16 protein-coding genes are annotated in these 21,281 nt (G+C 44.0%); 5 read left to right on the top strand and 11 right to left on the bottom strand.

Going from position 1 to position 21,281, the window contains the following annotated elements:
- Nucleotides 1-37: 37 nt before the first annotated feature.
- Entirely contained in the window at nt 38-976 is a 939-nt protein-coding gene (locus tag N7U62_RS09420; protein WP_264137713.1) for an aldose 1-epimerase, read from the top strand.
- Here the strand turns inward: N7U62_RS09420 and N7U62_RS09415 are convergent, their stop codons facing one another.
- The 3 genes from N7U62_RS09415 to N7U62_RS09405 form a co-directional block, all read right to left on the bottom strand.
- On the bottom strand, nt 977-1,579 hold the full coding sequence (locus N7U62_RS09415) for a DUF4159 domain-containing protein (protein ID WP_404818032.1): 603 nt from the start codon (nt 1,577-1,579) through the stop codon (nt 977-979).
- 56 nt (nt 1,580-1,635) lie between these two features.
- On the bottom strand, nt 1,636-2,550 hold the full coding sequence (locus N7U62_RS09410) for a DUF6089 family protein (RefSeq protein WP_264137712.1): 915 nt from the start codon (nt 2,548-2,550) through the stop codon (nt 1,636-1,638).
- 100 nt (nt 2,551-2,650) lie between these two features.
- Complete coding sequence (locus N7U62_RS09405; protein ID WP_264137711.1) at nt 2,651-3,268, bottom strand: class I SAM-dependent methyltransferase; 618 nt, start codon at nt 3,266-3,268, stop codon at nt 2,651-2,653.
- Nucleotides 3,269-3,371: 103 nt separating this feature from the next.
- Between N7U62_RS09405 and N7U62_RS09400 the strand changes: the two genes are divergently transcribed.
- On the top strand, nt 3,372-5,978 hold the full coding sequence (locus tag N7U62_RS09400; RefSeq protein WP_264137710.1) for a WG repeat-containing protein: 2,607 nt from the start codon (nt 3,372-3,374) through the stop codon (nt 5,976-5,978).
- A 178-nt stretch (nt 5,979-6,156) separates the two neighbouring features.
- Here the strand turns inward: N7U62_RS09400 and tpx are convergent, their stop codons facing one another.
- Entirely contained in the window at nt 6,157-6,654 is a 498-nt protein-coding gene (gene tpx / locus N7U62_RS09395) for a thiol peroxidase (protein ID WP_264137709.1), read from the bottom strand.
- 223 nt (nt 6,655-6,877) lie between these two features.
- Here tpx and N7U62_RS09390 point away from each other — a divergent pair, with 223 nt between their 5' ends.
- On the top strand, nt 6,878-9,310 hold the full coding sequence (locus N7U62_RS09390; protein ID WP_264137708.1) for a glycoside hydrolase family 9 protein: 2,433 nt from the start codon (nt 6,878-6,880) through the stop codon (nt 9,308-9,310).
- Between the two features lie 16 nt (nt 9,311-9,326).
- Here N7U62_RS09390 and N7U62_RS09385 read toward each other — a convergent pair whose 3' ends face one another.
- From N7U62_RS09385 to N7U62_RS09365, 5 genes are all read right to left on the bottom strand, one after another.
- Entirely contained in the window at nt 9,327-10,712 is a 1,386-nt protein-coding gene (locus tag N7U62_RS09385; protein ID WP_264137707.1) for a sensor histidine kinase, read from the bottom strand.
- A 321-nt stretch (nt 10,713-11,033) separates the two neighbouring features.
- Nucleotides 11,034-12,341, bottom strand: coding sequence for a hypothetical protein (locus N7U62_RS09380; protein ID WP_264137706.1), 1,308 nt, complete (start codon nt 12,339-12,341; stop codon nt 11,034-11,036).
- Between the two features lie 56 nt (nt 12,342-12,397).
- The gene (locus tag N7U62_RS09375; RefSeq protein WP_264137705.1) at nt 12,398-12,874 is read right to left on the bottom strand and encodes a response regulator; all 477 of its coding nucleotides are present in this window, start codon (nt 12,872-12,874) and stop codon (nt 12,398-12,400) included.
- 4 nt (nt 12,875-12,878) lie between these two features.
- Entirely contained in the window at nt 12,879-14,240 is a 1,362-nt protein-coding gene (locus N7U62_RS09370; protein WP_264137704.1) for an ATP-binding protein, read from the bottom strand.
- A gap of 2 nt (nt 14,241-14,242) precedes the next feature.
- On the bottom strand, nt 14,243-15,658 hold the full coding sequence (locus tag N7U62_RS09365; protein ID WP_264137703.1) for an SLC13 family permease: 1,416 nt from the start codon (nt 15,656-15,658) through the stop codon (nt 14,243-14,245).
- A 222-nt stretch (nt 15,659-15,880) separates the two neighbouring features.
- On the opposite strand from N7U62_RS09365, the gene pckA reads away from it, so the two are divergent.
- A complete protein-coding gene (gene pckA / locus N7U62_RS09360; protein ID WP_264137702.1) occupies nt 15,881-17,506 on the top strand; it encodes a phosphoenolpyruvate carboxykinase (ATP) in 1,626 nt (541 codons plus the stop codon).
- 856 nt (nt 17,507-18,362) lie between these two features.
- Here pckA and N7U62_RS09355 read toward each other — a convergent pair.
- Both N7U62_RS09355 and N7U62_RS09350 read right to left on the bottom strand, forming a co-directional pair.
- On the bottom strand, nt 18,363-19,055 hold the full coding sequence (locus N7U62_RS09355) for a LytR/AlgR family response regulator transcription factor (RefSeq protein WP_264137701.1): 693 nt from the start codon (nt 19,053-19,055) through the stop codon (nt 18,363-18,365).
- Entirely contained in the window at nt 19,052-19,879 is an 828-nt protein-coding gene (locus tag N7U62_RS09350) for a sensor histidine kinase (protein WP_264137700.1), read from the bottom strand. The genes N7U62_RS09355 and N7U62_RS09350 overlap by 4 nt, the downstream gene beginning before the upstream one ends.
- A 209-nt stretch (nt 19,880-20,088) precedes the next feature.
- On the opposite strand from N7U62_RS09350, the gene N7U62_RS09345 reads away from it, so the two are divergent.
- On the top strand, nt 20,089-21,264 hold the full coding sequence (locus N7U62_RS09345) for a metallophosphoesterase (RefSeq protein WP_264137699.1): 1,176 nt from the start codon (nt 20,089-20,091) through the stop codon (nt 21,262-21,264).
- Nucleotides 21,265-21,281: the final 17 nt, after the last annotated feature.

The raw sequence follows: 21,281 nt of genomic DNA, 5'->3' as shown, positions 1-21,281 counted from the left end.
TTAAGCGTAGCTACTACGTTAATCAACTATTGCAAGCATGTACGAAGTAAAGCATTCCCCATTAGGGAGATTTGAGGCCTATCGATTGACTAATACAAAGACCAATGAATACCTGGAAATCTTAACGGGTTTTGGTGCGGGAATAAATGCACTAGAGGTATTGAACGGTAAGGGGGAATTGATTTCTGTAGTCGATGGTTATCGCTCGGAGGAGGAAGTGATGAAAACGCATCATTCTGCTTTCAAAGGCTCAAAGTTATCACCATTTCCTAATCGTTTGACAGCTGGAAAGTTCACCTTCGATGGAGAGGATTATCAAATGTTTGTCAACGAAATTGATAGAAATAACAACCTCCATGGCTTGCTACATTTCAGACCTTTCGAAGTGATCGAAACAGTAGATGGGGAATCAGAGTGCAAACTCATCATCGGATATAATTATTTAGGAACCGATCAAGGTTTTCCTTTTGCCTATGAGTTGATTTTGGATATCAGCTTTGGTGAAGGTGGTGTGAAAATAGAAACTCAGATAGAAAATACTGGAAGCTCAAATATGCCAATAGGAGATGGTTGGCACCCTTATTTCCAATTTGAAAATGGAGTAGATCAAATTGAATTAAAGATGGGAGCGGCTAAACGCATATCTTCTTTGGCGGGAAATGAAGTGTCTGATACTCATGGATTCGAAGCAGGTAAAGTATTTGGGAATACGGCATTGGATGACTGTTTTGAGGTCAAATCTTCTGAGGAGGCTTTTGTGATTTCTATGACGGATCCTTCTAATGAGTTGGAGCTTCAGCTTTGGCAAGATCAGGCTTACGGCTATTATCAGATCTATTCACCGGATACCAGAAAAACTTTGGCAGTGGAACCTGTCACTTGTCCACCTAATGCTTTCAATACTGGTGTGGGAGTGGTGACCTTAAAACCAGGGGGAAAACACCAACTCAGTTGCGGTATTAAAGCCATCAAATAATTACTGTGTGAAAGCGTAGCTGATGATGTTGGCTCCCATGCGTAGAGCTTCCTGACGTTTGCTCTGTGGGTCGTTGTAGATGATTTGATCTTCCCAGCCGTTGCCCAGATCGGACTCGTAGGAGTAAAAGCAGACGAGACGACCTTCGTATATCAGTCCAAAGCCTTGTGCAGGCTTGCCATCATGTTCATGAATTTTGGGTAGACCATTGGGGAATTTGAATTGCTGATGATAGATCGGGTGATCGAAAGGCAATTCTACAAATTCCAGCTCTGGAAACACCTTTTTCATCTCCAGTCTGATGAATTGATCTAAACCATAGTTGTCATCGATATGTAAGAACCCACCAGCGATCAAGTAGTTTCTTAGATTTTGCGCATCGTTTTGAGAGAAGACTACATTGCCATGACCTGTGAGATAGACATACGGATACAAAAACAAATCGGGGCTACCAACCTCCACCACTTCATCATCCGTATCTAGATTGGTTCGCATGTATTGATTGCAGAATTGTGCCAAATTGGGCAGCGCAGTTTTATTGCCGTACCAGTCACCCCCTCCATCATATTTCATTTTGGCTATTTTGATCTGGCCTTGAGCCATAGTCTCAAGTGAGATCAATACTAGTATAGCTACCGTAACAAAGGTTCTCATTCTCATCAGTAAGCGCCAGGTTTTCCTATGATTTTGCCTTTTCTGCCTCTTCCTTTTTTGGACCGAAATATGTCTTTGGGAAGGTAGAGTTCGATGTTGATGTTGGCCATGAAATAATGATCATTCTTGCCATTTCCACGTTTTTTTCCTGGTACCAATTGGTCAAATGCCTCTTGATTTATGATATATACGCTTTCTTCAAATTTTCTATTGCTCAATTTTGACTCGATAGTTTCATCGGGATAGGCTGAGCCGTCTCCGTTAGGATCGGCGTAGTAGCCATATACGTCATCCAGATGGCCTGTAAAGGTAAAACGGTAGCCCAGATCTACTCCCAGATTTAAGAATTCGTTGACTACCAATTTAACGCCAAAACTTACCGGAACCATCCAGGCAGAATTGCCATAGCTTTTCGTTTCCGTATTAAGGTCTCTTAGGGCATAGCTGTTTGTTTCGCCTTCTACATTGGTCAGTTTGGCTTCAGGATTGTAAAAGGTCTGCCCAATGCCCAGAGCGAAATAAGGCTCATAAGTTCTGCGCTTATAGTATTTGCCGCTGTAGTCGAAGAAATAGTAAACCAGCTGAACGCTCCATTCATGATTTCTTGACTCAAAGCTGAGGTTTCTCTGTCGGTAAAAGGAGCTATCGGCAGCATTTTTGTCTGAGCCCTCGATGATGTAGTAGGCATATTGAGCGCGCGCTGCAATTTTGGAATAGAGGCGTGCTTCGACTCCTATATTGAAGTGGGAGAGCCCTTTAGTAAAGGGCTTGTCGTGTGTGAGATCACCTACATATCCAGTCCAGCCCGTGCCAGTATAGACCGAAAAGTATCGATCATGATACTGCCAGTCGAAGAAATTCTGCGCTTGAGCACAGAAAGAAAAGGTACTGAAAAGGATTAATAATGTTTTTCGAAGCATAACACGCACTTACTCACTGATCAAAAGTATGCAATACCGATCAGTTTCCCCTTTTTATAACTTGGAATTATTTGGGATTAGTGTATTCGAACTTACAGTTTTAAGCGGTTTTTCTTAGAACCAAAGTGGTCATGCTTCTTTTTCCATCTACCCAGACCGACTTGAGGGGTTCCATGAGTTCGAAGTGATATTCTTCACACATTTGATCTAATATTTGTTGGGTTAGTAGAAAGCGCAAACTTCCATCAGGCAGTAGATATTGTTCGCCTTGTTTTTCCAATGTGGCCTGATCCAGCCCAAATTCACCTGTCATGCGAATGAATAGGCCTCCACCTATCTTCAACACGCGGGTCATTTCTTTGATTCCCTTCCAGAAATCAAACTCCGTGGTACTAAAGTGGAGTACAGCACTACTGATCACCCAATCAAAAGCCTGATCAGGGTAGAGCATTTTATCTATTGGACTTATCTGAAATCTTTCCTTTTCGACAGTTGGGAAGTTGGATTGCACGATGAATTGAAGCATGCGAATGGCATCTGGATTCATATCTACTCCATGCACATCATAGCCTTGATTGAGAAAGTAGATGAGATTGCGTCCCTCGCCACATCCTGCGTCGAGGATGCGGCTATTTTCGGCTATGCGACCTTTCAATATTTGATCCAGGAGATAGATGTCTATGTTGCCAAGAAGGCGGTTCAATTCTTGTATACTCATGGTAGGAAATTTGGCTCAAATGTAATGCGCTCATAACTGGCTCAATTATAATCCTAGAGTAAATATGAATTGTTTATTTTCGCATGAGATCAACTGGTATATTTTGAAGAAAAAATATTTCATTTTTATTATCCTGACGAGTTTGGTAACTCTGGCTTATGCTGATAAATCCAAGCAAGCCTTGCGGGCCATCGAAAAAGAGGACTATGAAAAAGCGGAAGAATTTCTGGAACGCTCTTATAAAGCGGACAGTCTCAATCCGTTGGTTTCCTATGCTTATGCCCTCTATTACGTTTCGGGAACAAACCCCGAATATGATCTGGATCGCTCTCACAAATACATGAAGCAGGGCTTGCAGCTGCTACCGGATCGAACAGAAGATCATATCGATGAGATGGATAAGGTGGATGTGCTCCTTGAGCATTTCGACACCTTGCAATCCTATATCCATGGTTTGGCCTATCAAAGAGCGACTCAACTGGATGAAGTTTCGGCCTATCAATATTTCCTTTCTGCTTATGACGATGCGTCAGAGGTTCTGCTGGCCGAAACCCGAAGAAATGAATTGGTATTTGCTGAGGTAGAGAAGGAGGGAACTTGGGAAGCCTACCAGTCCTTCATCGAGCAATACCCCAGATCTTTGCAGTATGCCACTGCGAAGAAGCGCTTTGATCAACTGATATTCGAGGAGCGTACGGGAACTAATCAATTGGATGAGTTGAAGGATTTTTTAATTGAGTATCCTAACTCTCCCTATCGAGCGGAAGTAGAAGCCATGATTTATACCAAGATGGTGACAGGACTCGTGGAAGAAAAAATCGTAGAATTCATCAATTCATATAACAATGCCCGGCTGACTCAAAAGGCATTAGGACTACTTTATCATTCGTCTGGGATAGACGAGTCAAAATTGAAATCTTTTAATCGATCGGCTTTTCAGCACTTTATGGATTCCATGAGCGTACTCGAAAACCTCAATAATCGAGTGTTATACCCCTTTTACAAAGATCAGGAGTATACTTTTTACGATTTAGATGGAGAAAAATTTGAACAAGGGCCTTTTGAGCAAATCAGCTCGGCGTATAGGTGTGGCAATGTGCAGGAAAATATCCTGGATGTACAGCAAGATGGAGTGCACAAGATGATCAATCGAGCCGGTACCATCATATATGAGGGAGAATGGGATTCTTTCATTGATCTGGGGAATGGAGTTCTCGTAGTAACCAAAGGGGATAGAAAAGGAGCCATAACCGTAACGGGGGAGGTTGTTTTGGATGTTCAGTTTGAGGAAATATCGCTTTTGGATCACAGGCTATTGGCTTTTCAGCAAGGGGGAAAGGTAGGTCTTGCCGGAGTGACCGGGCAGATTATTTTGGAACCCGCATACGATGACATCTTTCTAGAAGGGAGTTTTTGGATTGTGGAGCAGGATGGAGTATTTGGCGTAGCGAACCTAGATGAATTGCTCAAGGACAATCCTAATATACCGCTGGAATATGAAGAGGTGGAGCTGATCAATAAGGAATATATCGTAGGCTATACCCCTGAATTTGAGTCGCTGATTAACAAAAGCCTGAAGGTAGTCACGCCTGATTCTACCATCAGCATCAACACCATGTACGATACCTGGACTTTCAAAACCTCACAGGGTTATCATGTGTTTGACAAGAAAAACCAGCAATATTCAGACTTAGTGTATCACGATATCTTACAGAACTACGAATGGATGGGGCTGAAGCGTGAACAAACCTGGGTCGTCTATAGTAAAAACATGGATGAAGAGCCTATTCTTGGGGTTGACTCTGTCAAGATGATAGGAGATGATATTGCAATCTTATTTACCCAGGATAGAGGAATGGCGCTCTTTCCTAATCGAGAAGTGGTAGAGATTCAGGAGGGACAATATATCAAGGCATTGAGTTCATCACGAAGAACGCAAATTCATTACCTGGTCATAGAGGAAGCCAGAAAGCTTTCGCTCTATCGAGATGGGAAAAAGCTTTTTTCCACTCCTCATGATGAGATAGGTTTTATCAGCGATTCGATATTTTCAGTCAAAGATGATGGGGTGTATGGTGCAGTGGATATCAAAGGTCGCCTGGTATTGAAGGTGAGGTATGACGCCATTGCAGAGGCTAAAAATGGAGTGTCTGATGTCTTGTATGACGGGGCGTTTGGGGCGTACAATTTCAATAACCGTACTTTGTTGAACATTGATTATCGAGAGCGTTTTGCCACTTACAACGATCGACTCTTTATTGTGAAAGGAGATGACGGCTATGGGCTACTCAGTGGTGACAATAAGCAATGGTTGGAAGGCGCCTATGACAAAATCGAGTATTGGAGCGACAGTGCTTTCATAGGCCTAAGAGATGATCAATGGGAAATTCGAAAGATCTATGAAGATGAAGTATTGATCGATGGGATTGATGGCTATAGGTATTTGAGTGATTCGACTACTGCCAAAACCATTGAGATTAGGAAAGGCAATGCTTATGGCGTGTACCACGAAGACCTGGGTTTGATAGTGCCCGTGGTTTTCAATGATGTATACAATTTGGGAGGTCCTCAAAAGAACTTATACATGGCTGAGAAAGTTTTTCCAGAAGGGGACTATTACGTAGTAGTATACTATGATGACAAGGGAGAGAAAACGCGATCGGAAGCTTATAGAGGAAGTGAGTATGAATTAATCGTCTGTGATGATTAACCCAACTCAAATTCCTTTCCTCTAATAAAAACTGCTGGTTGTAATCCAAGAAAAGATCTTGCTTATTCGTGAAAGTTTCACGGAACCTTCTGAATTACAATCACAATACTTTTGATAAGCATTGCAGCCTTAAAATAATACTTTTTTCTTAATTGAAAAGCTTTTTTGTAGCAGCTCTTTATAATGCAGCCATTGCAGCTTCGTAGTTCGGCTCATTTACGGTTTCAGCTACTTGTTCTGTGTGCTTCACCTTGTGGTTTTCGTCTAAAACAACGATGCATCTAGAATCCAGTCCTTTCAAGGGACCATCAACGATATCCAGACCATAAGCTTTACCAAAGCTACCATCTACAAAATCAGAAAGGGTTTCTACATTTTCAATTCCTTCTGCTCCACAGAATCTTCCATGAGCGAAAGGCAAATCTCTGGAAATACAAAGTACCTTGGTGTTGTCTAGCTTGGCAGCTTCCTCATTGAATTTTCTAACAGAAGCAGCACATGTGCCAGTATCGATACTTGGGAAGATATTCAGGATAACTTTTTGTCCCTTGTAATCAGACAAAGAAGCTTCTGATAGGTCGCTTTTTACCAATTTGAAATCTGGAGCCTGGCTTCCTACTGCGGGTAATTCGCCAGAGGTATGAATCTCATTTCCTTTTAGTGTAATTGTTGACATGTCTTATAGTTAAAGTGATAAATAGTAAATCTATTAATGCCTAGAGCCAAAGGAAAAAGTTGGTTTTTCGCTGTTGCGCTGAAGACTTTCTTCTCAATTATTCCGGCTTCTGTATTTTAGTTTTTCTTATCTTAGGCCTGTCAAACCGAGGCTCCCGTATTCCCACCCTCTTCAAATGGAGTCAAAATATCGGTTGAGAAATCTTTTTATTTAAATAATGATTATGATCAAATGGATTAGCTGTGCACTATTGTGTGCACTGACTCAAACTCTTGTTGGGCAAGGGTTGAGTATTAATGACAAAGACTATTTTGAAATGCAAGGGTTGAATGTGACAGTATTCAGTGACATCTACCCGGATGGACACCAAACAGGTGTGACGATCATCCAACATGGTAGTAGGGTGGCTGCCAATGGGGATTTGCGATTGGAAGTATCTCCAGGTCAATGGTCCCCAGTACCGAAAGGGGGCAAACTGACTGTGGATCGAGACAATCAAAGTATCAGCCAGCGTCTTTGGTACCCAGATTCCTCCAAAAACCGCAAAGGTTTTAATCCTATCATTTATCCTGACTTGACTTTCGCCTATTCAGTGGAAGTAAAAGCTTTAGAAGCCAATGCTTTTCAGATTGCAGTGCATTTAGATGAAGCACTTCCGGAGCAGTGGATTGGAAAAGTACACTTCAATTTTGAGCTCTTTTCCCAACCGCTTTTTGGAAAATCATGGGTGATGGATGAGCAGCAGGGACTGTTTCCCATACAGGCCAATGGTCCGGTTGAATCAGTGAATGGTGAAGATGTGCCCGCTACTATGGCTCAAGGCAAACAATTGACTGTAGCCCCGGAAGCTGACTTGCAGCGAATCTATATACAATCGGAGACTGGTACCCTACAGCTGCGAGACGGCCGTGGCAACCACAACAACGGCTGGTTTATCGTAAATGAAGTAGTACCAGCAGGCGCTACTAAAAATGCCATCATTTGGACCGTGAAACCGAATGTAGTGGAGGGGTGGAAATATCAGCCAGTGATTCAGGTGTCGCAGCTGGGCTACCATCCTGATCAGCCCAAGCAGGCTGTGATCGAATTGGATCCCAAGGATAAAGATCAAAAAGAGGTGTCTCTTTACCGTTTAGGTAAGGAAGGTCGCCTACTCGTGAAGAATGGGGAGGCAAAGACCTGGGGCAGTTTTCTGCGTTATCAATATTTGACTTTTGACTTCAGCGAAGTGAAGGAAGAAGGGATGTATATGCTGCAGTATGGGCATTTAGAAACGCATGCCTTTAAGGTAGGAAAGGATGTTTATGACAGAGGAGCATGGCAGCCTGTATTGGAGTATTACCTACCCGTACAAATGTGCCACATGCGAGTAAATGAAAAGTATCGGGTTTGGCATGACTACTGCCATCTGGATGATGCGCTGATGGCGCCTGTTGATACCAATCATTTTGATGGCTATGTGCAGGGGAGTTCGACGCTCACAGAGTATCAACCCATGGATCCGGTGCCAGGATTGAATAAGGGAGGCTGGCACGATGCGGGAGATTATGATCTCCGAGTCGAGTCACAGATAGGTACGATTCGGAATTTGGCCTGGATGATAGAAGAATTCGGTTTGGACTATGACGCCACCATGGTAGATGCAGATCAGCGATTGGTAGAGATCCATCAGCCGGATGGTCGATCTGATGTCATTCAGCAGATCGAACATGGCTTAGAGACGGTACTTGGAGGCTACCGAAGTTTAGGTCGGTTGTACAGGGGGATTATTTGTCCAACTCTACGACAATATGTGATGCTGGGTGATGCGTCTTCTATGACGGATAATTTGGTGTATGCTGATGGGTTGCCTGCGGATGATCGTTGGGTGTTTACTGAAGAGAACCCCAGAAGAGAACTTCATGTGATCAGCGGTCTGGCTGCTGCCAGTCGAGTCCTGGAGAATAGCAATCCTGCACTGGCTAAAGAATCTCTTGAAGCTGCTGAGGCATTGTATGCTTTGTTCCCGGCAAACGACAAATTGGCGAGTGCCCGAGTAATTGCTTTGTCGGAATTGATTTTGACAACAGATAAGAGCGCTTATAAGAAAGAAATGATCGCACTACAATCCGCCATAGTGGCTCAAATTGATCGCTGTGGCTGGGCTGTGGGTCGAGTATTGGATCAGTCGGGAAGTAAGAAATTCGCAAAGGCAGTGGAAGCAGCAGTTCGTGAGTACCATGCCAAACTACTAGAAGAGCAGCGAGTTGATTCTCCGTATGGAGTGCCTTATAAGCCCAATATTTGGGGTGCGGGATGGTCGATTCAGCACTTTGGGGTTGAACAGTATTTTTTCTACAAAGGTTGGCCTGAGATCTGTTCCAGAGACTTTACTCTCAACTCTCTCAATTTCGTTCTAGGAGTTCACCCTGGTGAGAATACCGCCTCTTTTGCCTCTGGGGTGGGAGCGAACTCAGTAACGACTGCCTATGGCGTGAATCGAGCCGATTGGTCATTTATTCCAGGTGGTGTGGCCTCTGGGACTGCACTGATCCGTCCTGATTTACCAGAGTTGAAGGAGTGGCCTTTCTTTTGGCAGCAGACGGAATATGTCATGGGTGGAGGGTCTACCAATTACATGTTTTTGGTGCTGGCAGCTCAGGATATGTTGAAATAAAATAGCCGATGAGGAATCACTGATTTACTTTTTTTCGAATCGGTGATTCCTTTTTTTTATACACAGGAAGGGTGAACCAAAAGGTACTGCCTTTTCCTTCTTCACTTTCTATCCAGAAAGTGCCTTTGTTCTGCAAAATAAAATCTTTGCAAAGCTTGAGTCCCAATCCCGTTCCTTTTTCATCTGCCGTTCCCGGTCTTGGTTGGTTGTGATCTGAGCCCATGATGTTTTCGATGATTTTGTTACTCATTCCTATTCCTTTGTCCTCGATTCCGATGGTACAGAATTTCTTGTTGGAGACTGTGGACAAGACTCGTATGCTTCCCTTTTGCTGACTGAATTTCAGCGCATTGTTGATCAGGTTTCGAATGATGGTATCGACCATTTCTGGGTCACCATAGGGTACCAGATCTTCTGTGATTTCATTGATTAAAACCACTTCTTTGTCTTGTGCGCGTGATTCATAGAAGTCCAGGATCTCGTCTACCATATATTTGAATGGCAGGGGTTCGGGTTTGAAAACCATTAAACCAGCATTGGAGCTGGCCCACTTCAGGAGGTTGTCCAATAGACGGGAGGCATCTCGGGCACTTTTGTACACCGACTGGGTCATTTGATGGTAATGTTCCTGATCTTGTTTTTCCTTCTCATCGTTTAGAAAGTAGCCCAGTTGTTTAAGGTTATTGAGCGGGGCGCGTAGATCGTGGGCGATGATGGAGTAGAAGCGATCCTTGCTTTTATTCAGTTCGGTCAGTTTCTGATTGTCTTCTTCTCTTAGGATGAGCAACAGAGCAATGGCCAGTGGACTGCTGACCAGGAAGTGGACAATATAGCTCAATACCTGTAAGGTGTGATTGGTGAAAATGGCCGCATTGTTGTCTGATACGGATGCCCATGAAGCACGAAAAAAGAAAACGATCGAAACGAACAGAAATAGAAAACCAATGAAGTGCTGCAGTTTCGATACTTTTTTAGAGAAGAGTAAATGCAAGCTTCCGATCAGGAAAAAGGTCATGACGATCAAGGAGACCAAAATTACCCTTTGGTATTCAATGCCATTGTTTAGGATGAAGAAAAGTCCGGACGCAATCACAGGAATGATGCTTAGCTTGAATAGGTGTCTAATGTTGAATTTTCTGGTCGCGTAGTTGATACAATAGATCTCAAGAAACATCGAAAAGATATTCGAGAGGTTGGCAATATAGATCGTATAGAGGTCGGGCATCACCCCTCGATTGGCAAAGAAAATCCACTGGATGCAGGCGATGGCTTTGGTGAAAATAAAGAGAAGCAAAATCTCGTGACCATCTCGATAAATGATCATATATGCCGTAAAGAACAACAAAATGAAAAAGTTGCCTGCCGAAAATAAGAGAAATAAGGTTTTTACATCCAGTTCCATTTTGGCTTTCTTTCGAGCTATTTGTTTGATGGTTGGGATCTATGTAGCTGGATGATTTGCGTTGATGAAGCGCAGATTATCAATAATTTAATCAAAAAAGAAGCTCTAATAGTCAATTGAGTCGGAAAACTTTCTAAAAAAGTGCATTAGATATGAAAAAAGCCGTATCCCAATCGCCTATCGGAATACGGCTTAGCAAAAACTGAATAAGTTGTGTTGAAAGTTAAAAGTAGAAAGTTCTTAAAGTGAAAAGATATAAGAAGGGCCGTCCCAAGCTTTCTACTTTATGAACTTTAATCTTTACAAACTTTAGACTTTCAACTATATCTTAATCTGATACTGAATCACATACATGTTCATGCGATCGCAGATTTCTATTTTTTCATTGGCCTTTTGTTCGTATATCGGGCGATTTTGGATACCGAATGTCAATTTAGATTTGTGTCCATTGAACAGTAGGTTGATCCCATAGTCATATACGATCATCTGCTCATCTAATCCATCGTACTCGGCATATTGAATCGCTGCGAATGCCTGCAGCGCAGGTATCTGGCTATGGTTGGCAAAGGCCATTCGATACCCTGCCTGGCCATAGAAAATCTCCCCAGTACCTATTGCAGGGAATTTGTTGCCAGCCTTATTGTATGTACCGCCCGCTACTCCGTTGGCAGTATTGTTGACGCCAACCAAGCGGATATAGTCCTTGCCATAGTCGTAATTGAAGTAACCGGCGTAGGCTGTTACAGAACGAGTATTACTGGCATTAAGCGGCATGTCCAAAAAGAAGTCTAGCGCAAAATGCTTCATGTTGTAGCTCACAGTATCTAGATTTTCCAATCCCGCCAGAGCGTCTTCCTGATACATAAATCCGCCGCCTATGCTCATGAGTTTTTTGGCTCCATGATAAGTAGCAACTCTAAACGCACTTGTTTGGCTTTCTCTGTCAAAGAATTGATAACTCACATACCCAGAGTATTGAGGGCTAGGGAAGTTGTCCTGAAAGCTGGCTTGTTCGCCAAGCGCTGGGGCATTTTGCACGGCCATAGGTCGGGCCACTACTGCACGATAAGCTATCGGTCCGATTTCACCTTTGGCATAGACGCTAAACTTGCGCAGAATGTCGTCGGTGATGCCCACAGTAGGCATGGCAAAGAAAGCCAGATCAAAACCCAATGCAGAAGAACTAGCAGGTGCTGCATATCGAGACAATCCGACATAGGCATTTTTTCCTCCCCCAAGCTCAAAAGCATCCGCAAAGCGATAAGAAGCCTCCAAATCCAGAATCTTCAACGTAGAATTGTTGTTGAGGTAGTTGAGGTTGTTGGCTCCCAGTTGGAATTTGACATACCATCTCTCGGTCACTTGTCCGCATACATAGGCTCTGAATCTGCGAATAGATACATCGCTGACATGATCCATGGCTTCTCCCTGGATGGTACTGCCAGGGTTTAGTTCAGTGTAGCGTGCCCACATTTGAGCAGAGGCTCCAAATTTAAGTTGACCCTGCTGACCGACCTTGAGAGGTGCGATGGTAGGTTGTCCAAAAATCAATGTCGGAGCAAAAAGGCATAGCGCCATGATGAGTATAGTAAGTAGTCTTCCTTTATTGATTTTGGCAAGCGTTTTCATTGGTTTCCGATTTATGTTTCGTTTGATTTATGGAATGTCTCAAGGACATTCCATCCTTAAAGTTTCAATAGGTTAAATAGCTTTTCGCTATCCAGTATGTCGACGTAGCTTTCGTAGTTGAGCCCTTTTTTGACGACATATTGAGTCAGAAGCGAACTGGTCTTTTTGATCAGATCGTCTGCCTTCCAGGGCTTTTCGATGTAGTAGTCGATCCCAGCCATATTGATGGCCTTGATGGTGTCCATATGGGTGGCCTGACCAGTCAATAGTATTTTTTTCGTATCCTTGAACCGATCGTCTTGATGTAGGGTGGTTAGCAATTCCACACCGCTCTTGCCAGGCATCACATGGTCAGATATGACGATGGCCACAAAATCTCCCTTCGCATCGATCTCTTCGATGAGCTCTTCTGCTTCACCAGCAGATTCACACTCCTCGACGATCACGTGTTTTTCAAACTCAGCCAACTGGGATGAGATGGTATTGAGAACCTCTCTCTGGTCTTCAACACACAGGATATAAATCTTTTCCATAATCTTATACTTTAGGTAGTTCTATTTTAAATTCAGTCTTTCCGGGTTCTGATTCGACACTGATGTGTCCGCCATAGCTAGTGATGAGCTTTTGTACGATCGAAAGCCCTAGCCCCAATCCAAAGGATAGCCCGGTGACTTTGGTTGTTACATTCGGTTGGAAGATGTGTGGCAAAAGTTTGGCTGGTATGCCTGGTCCAGTGTCGCAGATGTATAGAATGTATCGGTCACTTAGGTTTTTAGATTTTAAATAAATCGTTGGATTTTCTGTCTTAGCATGGATCATGCTTTCTATGGCATTTTTGATCAGGTTGACCCAAACCTGAATCAAGTCTCCCTCTCGGGCCATCAGTTTCATTTCTCTTTCGAGATCGAGATCTACAGTGACTTGTTTGGCCATGTTGGACAGCAGAGATAGAGATTTTTTGAAGGTCAGTCTGATGTCGCATTCGGCCATGTCACTTTGGTTTTGTGATCCTAAATCCTTGATGGATCGAATCACATGGGTGGTATGAGTAGCAGCAATTAACATGTCATGAAGGGCTAAACCGGTTTCCCAGTAGTCGTCTAGGTTTTCTATAAACTGCCCTCTGTCTTGTCGGGATAGGAAATCAAGGTCCTCCTTAGATAGATCAATACGCGCCAGTTTTTTGGCTAGCCGATCATCGATTTTGAGTTGACTTTTTAGCACCTCTTTTCGCTTTCTGATTTCAGTAGTGGAGCTAATTTGTCCTTGTTCCAGTCCTTTCAAGAAGAAGGGATAAAACGACTTTTTGTCTTTCTGATTAAAGAAAGATTTGAGTCGTTCGGTCATCCATAGGGTTTTGTTTTGCAATACGCCTATGGCATTGTTTAGCTCATGGGCCAGCCCAGCGGCCAGTTGGCCGAGCGTGGCTAGTTTTTCACTTTGAATCAGTTTTTTCATCGCCTGCTCTTTTTCGCAGGCGTTTTTTACTACCAGGTTTTGACGCAGGTATATTTCGTTGACCACTACCGGTAGGATGTTCTCAGAAAACATCACATAGTTGGGGCTGTCTTTTTCGGGTAGATCTTCGCGACTGGCATAGTAGACTACCGTATCCTGATCGGCCGTTACCGTGGTGTAACTGAGGCTATCAGGAGAGAAGAAACTGTAGATACCTACCACCTGGTCTGCCCCAGCGCTGAAGATTTTCAGTGGGCTACCCTGGCTGGTTTTGTGGCATCCTGTCAAACGTCCGCTCTCTATATAGTATAGTCGATCGTTTCTCTCGCCCTGTTGCTGTACGACTTCACCTTTTTGGAAGGTGAGCATACGATCTGGGTTAGAAAAATAGGTTTCCTTTAACCAATGAATATCCGCTATGGTCATTTCTTTCTCTAACATGACTAGAAGAAGTTAACCAGGTTGAGTATGTACATCGTGGCGAAAATCAAGACCAATCCTATGATGCCTATTATTACACCAGTCTTGGACATGTCTTTGGACTGAATCAGGCCAGTGGCATGTGCCAGCGCATTAGGAGGGGTGCTGATCGGCAGTGCCATACCGAGTGAAGCAGCCATAGCAGTAGCAAGGATCAACATCTTGGCTCCACCGAAAGGCTCCAGACTGACTACAGATACGCCTACCGCTGTAATGATGGGTAGCAATAAGTTGGCAGTCGCTGTATTAGACATGAAGTTGGCCATCACGGTAGAGAGCACAGCTGCCAGAGCCACAATCAAGAATGGAGAGTAGCTGTTGAAAGGAATGCTGTTCACTACATGTCCAGCGAGACCACTTTTGTCGAGAGCCAGACCTAGTGCAATACCGCCAGATACGAGCCAAAGTACATCCCAGCTCATTTTCTTGAGGTCTTCTTTGGTGATGATGCTGAATGCCAGGAATATGGCAACAGGGATCATAGCCACGGTGTAGCTATTCATGCCGTGCACAAAGTCGAACAACCAAAGAAGGATGGTAAGGGCAAAAGTCACATATACGATGATGGCTTTGCTTGTTGTTAAGAACTTACCTTTGATTTCTATGTTGATATTCTCCGCCTTAGGAGGGAAGAATTTGAGTAGCAACAACCAGGCAATGGTTAATAGTACGATCACAAATGGAACCCCAAAAGCCATCCATTCGCCAAAGCTGATACTGTCGGCTCCATTGAGATACTTAAGGGCAAGTGCATTTGGGGGTGTACCTATAGGTGTACCCAGGCCACCGATGTTAGCAGCTACTGGTATACTTAGGGCAAAGGCGATTCTGCCGGGATCCTTCTCGTCGAAGTAGCCCAGTACGGGCGCCAATATAGATAGCATCATAGCGGTAGTCGCCGTATTACTCATGAACATGCTAAAGATGGCAGTGATAATCATCAGGCCGAGCATGATCATTTTGGGGCGAGTCCCGAATGGTTTCAATAGTACTTTAGCGAGGCTTTGATCCAGGCGATACTTCGTAGAAGCCATCGCCAGGAAAAAGCCTCCTAGAAAAAGCAGTATGATGGGGGAAGCAAATGTTCCCATGATGTCTTTGTAATTGATCAGGCTGCCAAAACTCTCGGCAGGGTTGTCAATCAGTACATTGATACCTGAGGTAGATATGCTCAGGAGTTCGATCACGATGATCAGAATAGAGGTAGCATATATAGGAATCGGTTCCAGTATCCAAAGCATGGCGGCAAACACAAATAGGGCCATCACGCGGTGTTCTACAATACTGAGATCTTTGATAGGGATAACATCTGTAGGTATCAATAAGATCAATACTGCTACAGCTAAGCTAAGGGCGAATTTTGTGGCTTTAGGATTCACTTGATGCGGTTATTATGGTGATCAATAGTGTAGCAAATGTAGAGGTGCTATGAGGCCCTATCGATGATCGGAAACATGATAAAAGATGATCTTCATCAGTTTATGATACAAGTGTATTTATTCACTTTGTTACGCAATCCGGAAGCCAAACACCTAAACCCTTCCCCTTTGCTTGCCCTGAAAATCGGGACAATACCTATAGTGACAACAAACACTTGTATAATGAAAAACACAAACCTTAAATCTCTCATGGAAGACATGATCGAGTTAGGACTCGACCATGTGAAAGGGGTTCTCTGGAACCTAACTCCCGCAGAACTCATCACAGAAGCAGTTAAGAAAGATGAAGGCGTCCTCACCGATACTGGCGCCCTGATGTGTAGGACTGGTAAGTTTACCGGTAGGTCTCCTAAAGATCGCTACATCGTAAAAGATGACATTACCAAAGACAAAGTATGGTGGGGTGATATCAACATCTCCTTTGATGAGGACAAGTTCGATAAGCTCTACAACAAGATGGTGGCCTCTCTCGGAGACAAAATCCTCTATGTAAGAGATGCCTATGCTGGTGCTGACCCTAATCATCGACTGAAAGTTCGTGTGATTGATACCCAGGCCTGGCACAACCTTTTCTGCTACAACATGTTCATCCAGCCTCAAAACGAGGATCTGACCAATTTCCACCCTGATTTTACTGTACTGGCTGTTCCAGAATTTTACGCTGATCCGGAAGTGGATGGCACACGTCAGAAAAACTTCGCTATCGTCAACTTCACTAAAAAAGTAATCATCGTAGGAGGTACCGGCTACACAGGAGAAACTAAGAAGGGTATCTTCTCTGTACTGAACTTCATATTGCCAGAAAAAGAGCACGTACTGTCTATGCACTGTAGTGCCAACATCGGCAAGGAAAGAGGCGATAGTGCTGTATTCTTTGGACTGTCTGGTACGGGAAAAACTACCCTGTCTGCTGATCCGGATCGTTTGCTGATCGGGGATGATGAGCACGGCTGGACCGACGATGGTATCTTCAACTTCGAGGGAGGCTGCTATGCCAAGACCATCGATCTGACTCAGGAAAAAGAACCGGAAATCTGGGATGCCATCAAGTTTGGGGCGATTTTGGAAAATACCAAGTTCTACCCAGGTACCAACACAGTGGACTATACCGACTGTAGCATTACCGAAAACACAAGGGTTTCTTATCCATTGAAAAACGTGAAGAATGCGGTGTTCCCATCTGTGGGTGGTACACCCGAAAATATTTTCTTCCTGACCTGTGATGCCAGCGGGGTACTGCCTCCGATCTCTAAGTTGACCGTAGGACAGGCCATGTATCACTTTATCTCTGGTTTTACCGCTAAGGTGGCGGGTACAGAGGCAGGTATCACCGAGCCAGTGAGTGTATTCTCTGCTTGTTTTGGTGCGCCATTCATGCCGCTACACCCTACCAAGTATGCGGAACTTCTGGGAGAGAAAATCAAAGAGCATAAAGTGAATATCTGGCTGGTGAACACAGGCTGGTCTGGTGGTGAGTATGGTGTGGGACAGCGCATCAAACTCAAATACACCAGAGCCATGATCAAAGCAGCGCTCGAAGGCAAACTGGTCGATGTGGAATATGTGAAGCATCCGGTGTTTGGGCTGGCAGTACCACAGGCTGTAGAAGGCGTGCCTGCTGAGATCCTAAATCCACGTGATACCTGGGCAAACAAAGTGGCCTACGACGAAAAAGCCGAAAAACTGGCTGGACAGTTCGTGGAGAACTTCAAGAAGTTTGAAGAGTATGCCAACGAGGAAATCCTATCTGGAGCTCCCGTAGTGCAAGATGATTCTATGTTAGTCTGAATGACTAGATGGTGATTCGTGAGTAACCACCCCTGGGAGCAGGGGTGGTATTTTTTTGTCTATACTTTTTTGGGTCTAGGTGGATGCTTGAATTAGGGGGGATTTGCATTCATCGCTTAGATTCCTCCTACGTCGGAATGACACAACCTTAATAGGCTCTGCTAACAATTACTATCGATAAATCTTAGTAGTTCTGTCATTTCGAGACCTAACATTTGGTACCCAACCGCACAAAAAGGAATGACGAAAACTGATGGGGTTATAGGTATTGGCAATTGAAAAGCTAAAACTGTTGTGTCATCTCGACGGTAGGAGAGATCTAAAAAAGAGCCCTAAATCGAAGTTAGAAGGCTGATGCTTCAGAGCTGCTTGTCTGGTGGTTCGATAAGCTCACCATGACAAGGAGGTGTGCTGGGATGACAAGGAATGGGACTGCATGATACGATGTAGGTATTGCCATCCGTTCGGTCTACCTGCATAGTAACTATCCCCTTGAGGGGATTATAGGGGTGTCAATATCCTACGGCAGAGCTTGCCCAACCGGATTGTTACGTCGCTCGTGCCTCGCTTCCTGTGCGCCGACAGGCGGGCTCACAATGACGCTGTTTATATGGAAGTCACTTCGAACGAATAGACAAGAACGCGAGTTCTGGTTGTAGTGAGCGGGTCGTAGCAATTATCCCTGTCATCCTGAGCTTGTCGAAGGAGGGACAGGCAGAGCTGATGATGATCTGCTAGCAGCCATTATAGGAGCGTTTTGGTTTAGTAGAAGGCCGGGTCTTTAGAGCTGCTTGTCTGATGCTTTTACCTGAATTCAGAATAACAAGGAAGACAGTTTAGTCCCCTTGCTCATACCTCACTTTAGACCCAATAATCCTGTCAATTGGGATCTGTAGGTTTTGCCAATAGGCACGGTTTGATCCTTGATCCAGATGCGGTTGCCTTCGATACTTTGAATATCCTTCTTTGACACTACGAAGGATTTGTGCACTTGAATCAGGTTGTCGCTGTTGAAGGTGAGGAGGAGATCAGATATTTTTTCTCTAACCATAATGAGTGATCCACCGCTCAGGATTTTGGTGTAATTGCCAGCCGCTTCGAGTATTGCTATTTCTGCAGTCCTAATTTGGATATACTTTTTGTCACTCTTGAGAAATATGCTCTGCTCTTCTTCGGTAGTGGGAGAATGGGGAAGGGCAGGTTGCGAAGTGGCTTTGTTGACCGCCTTAAGAAATCTACTGAAGTCGAAAGGTTTGAGCAAGTAGTCAATCACGTCAAGTTCAAAGCCTTCTATGGCATATTCCTGATAGGCGGAGGTTACTATTACTTTAGGAGCGTGAGACAGCGATCTCAAAAAATCAAAGCCTTTCAACTTGGGCATGTTTAAATCCAGGAACATGAGATCTACCTTTTGCTTTTGTAATATCTCGATGGCTTGTAGGGCATCATAGCAGTTGCCTACTAGCCTCATGTTGGGCAGCAGCTGGCTGTAGTCCTGAATGATGTCATGTGCTACTGGTTCGTCATCGACTATAAGGTATTTGATCATGCGAGTGAAAGCCTGAATTGGACGGTAAAGGTGGTGTCTGATTTTTCAATATCCAACTGATGCTTTTTAGGATAGACCAGTTCTAGCCTTCTTCTCAAATTGGCAAGACCTACTCCGCCGTTTGCGCTTGGTTCGTCCGGATCAAAATTGTTGCTGATGCTAAAGTAAACTTCCGAGTCGGTGCTCTTCATGTTGATGTCTACAAAGGCCTGTTCAGTTAGTTTTTCTACGCCATGTTTGAATGCGTTTTCCACCAGAATGATGAAAAGCAATGGAGTAATCTTACTTTGTTCGTCGGCCAGGTCTGCTTCAAAATTGATTCGAATCGTTTTGCGATATCTGGAAAGGTTGAGATGAATGAATTTCTCTATGAAGGTCTTTTCTTCCAACAAGGTCACTTCATCCTTTTGCCCTTCGTAGATGCTATAGCGCATCATATCCGACAGGGTTAAGACCATTTCTTTGGCTTTTTGAGGCTGCTTTTCTATCAGGCCGTAGAGGTTGTTGAGCACGTTGAAAAAGAAGTGGGGGCTAATCTGATTTTGCAGATGTTGCTGTTCCATTCGCAACTTTTCATTTCTTAGACTCAGCAGGGAACGGACCCTCATCATCAGTCGATAGCCGAGCACCGATAGCATGAATAGGGCCAGCAAAATGTACAATACGAAAAGTAAAGTCTCAAAGGGCGTTTCGATGACCAGAGTCAAGTGATTTTCTGTTGATACTATGATCCACACTCCCAAGACCATAAGTGGAATAGCCAATAGCGCTGCACCGGCGATGTAGAGCTTCCTTAGTGATTTTTGAGTGATAGTTAATTTCATGCAACAAGGTTAAACATAGCTCGAAATGCATCAAAAACTCAGTGACCAACTGATTTTTTATGAGGATGAAAGGAGCGAAACTGGGGGCAAGCGCATTTATGCCCTGTCAGCAATTCGATTGTCTTCATCTGAGGTCTGTTCATCACTATTATTTATGGAGGTCGGGAGCTGGGTCTACTTTAGAATCCGAAATCAAAAATATTATTAATATGAAAAAACGGATATTAAGATACTTTAGACATGTAGGTATTACCCTACTGGTACTCTTTGTCCTTGCTGTTTTTGTAGGACTGCAGGTGCGGGCGATACTCAGATATGGAGAGCATCCTGCCAGACTGAACCTGAACAATGAGGGACCTTATGTATTTGCTCAGAATGATAGCACCTGGGTTGTCAACTACATTCACGGAGATAAAGAAGCGGGATTTTACCTCAAAAAGAAACCGTGGAATGGATCTGGTTCTATTTTGGCGAGCTGCTATTTTGCTCTCGACTCTACTCGGTTCGAATTCAGTATCGATACACAGATAACAAGTCATCCATCAATATATGAAGATAATAATCCGATTGTCGCTATATCGGATATCGAAGGAGGCTTTCAGGCATTTCGTGATTTTCTGATTGGCAATGGAGTGATCAACGAGGAGTTAAAATGGATATTTGGAAAAGGACATTTGGTGTTGGTGGGGGATTTTGTCGATCGGGGTTGGTCGGTGACGCAGGTGCTCTGGCTGATCTACAAACTGGACCAGGAGGCCAGGCAAGCGGGCGGTCGAGTGCACTTCATCATTGGAAATCATGAGCTGAAGAACATGCAGGGTTTTTACGAATCAGCTGCAGATAAGTACTATGCTGCATCAGCAATCATGGGGAGGCAGCACCACCAGTTGTATGATAGTTCGTCTTTTTTAGGACGATGGATGTCCAGAAAAAACTCGATTGAAAAGATCAACGGCTATCTGTTCGTTCATGGTGGCTTGCATCCCGACCTGAAGGATTCCCATTTGAGTTTGGACGAAATCAATAACATGAGTCGGTCCAATTATCGCAAGACCTACTATCCCAGACCCCATATGGGATATGATGAGCTGGTATTGTCTAACCGAAAGGGAATATGCTGGTATCGAGGATACTTCGAAGATGGGCTGACTCAAGAGGAGGTGGATGGACCGCTTGATTATTTTGAGGCAGATGCCGTGGTAGTGGGACATACAGTGCAGACGGAAGTAACTAGCCTTTATAATGATAGAGTCATAGCCATAGATGTCAGGCACCCAAAGGATTACTTACATCTCTGGCCATTTGGAGAGACCCAGGGGCTATTGATTAAGGACCAGCAGCGCTTTAGGATTTTTGCTGATGGTAGTCGGGAGCTGTTGCCATAGCCTGCCTTTCTTATGAA

It is taken from the genome of Reichenbachiella ulvae (assembly GCF_025833875.1).
Classification (GTDB): domain Bacteria; phylum Bacteroidota; class Bacteroidia; order Cytophagales; family Cyclobacteriaceae; genus Reichenbachiella; species Reichenbachiella ulvae.
The sequence above is the reverse complement of the archived record's forward strand: the minus strand, read 5'-3'. Positions and strand labels throughout refer to the sequence as shown.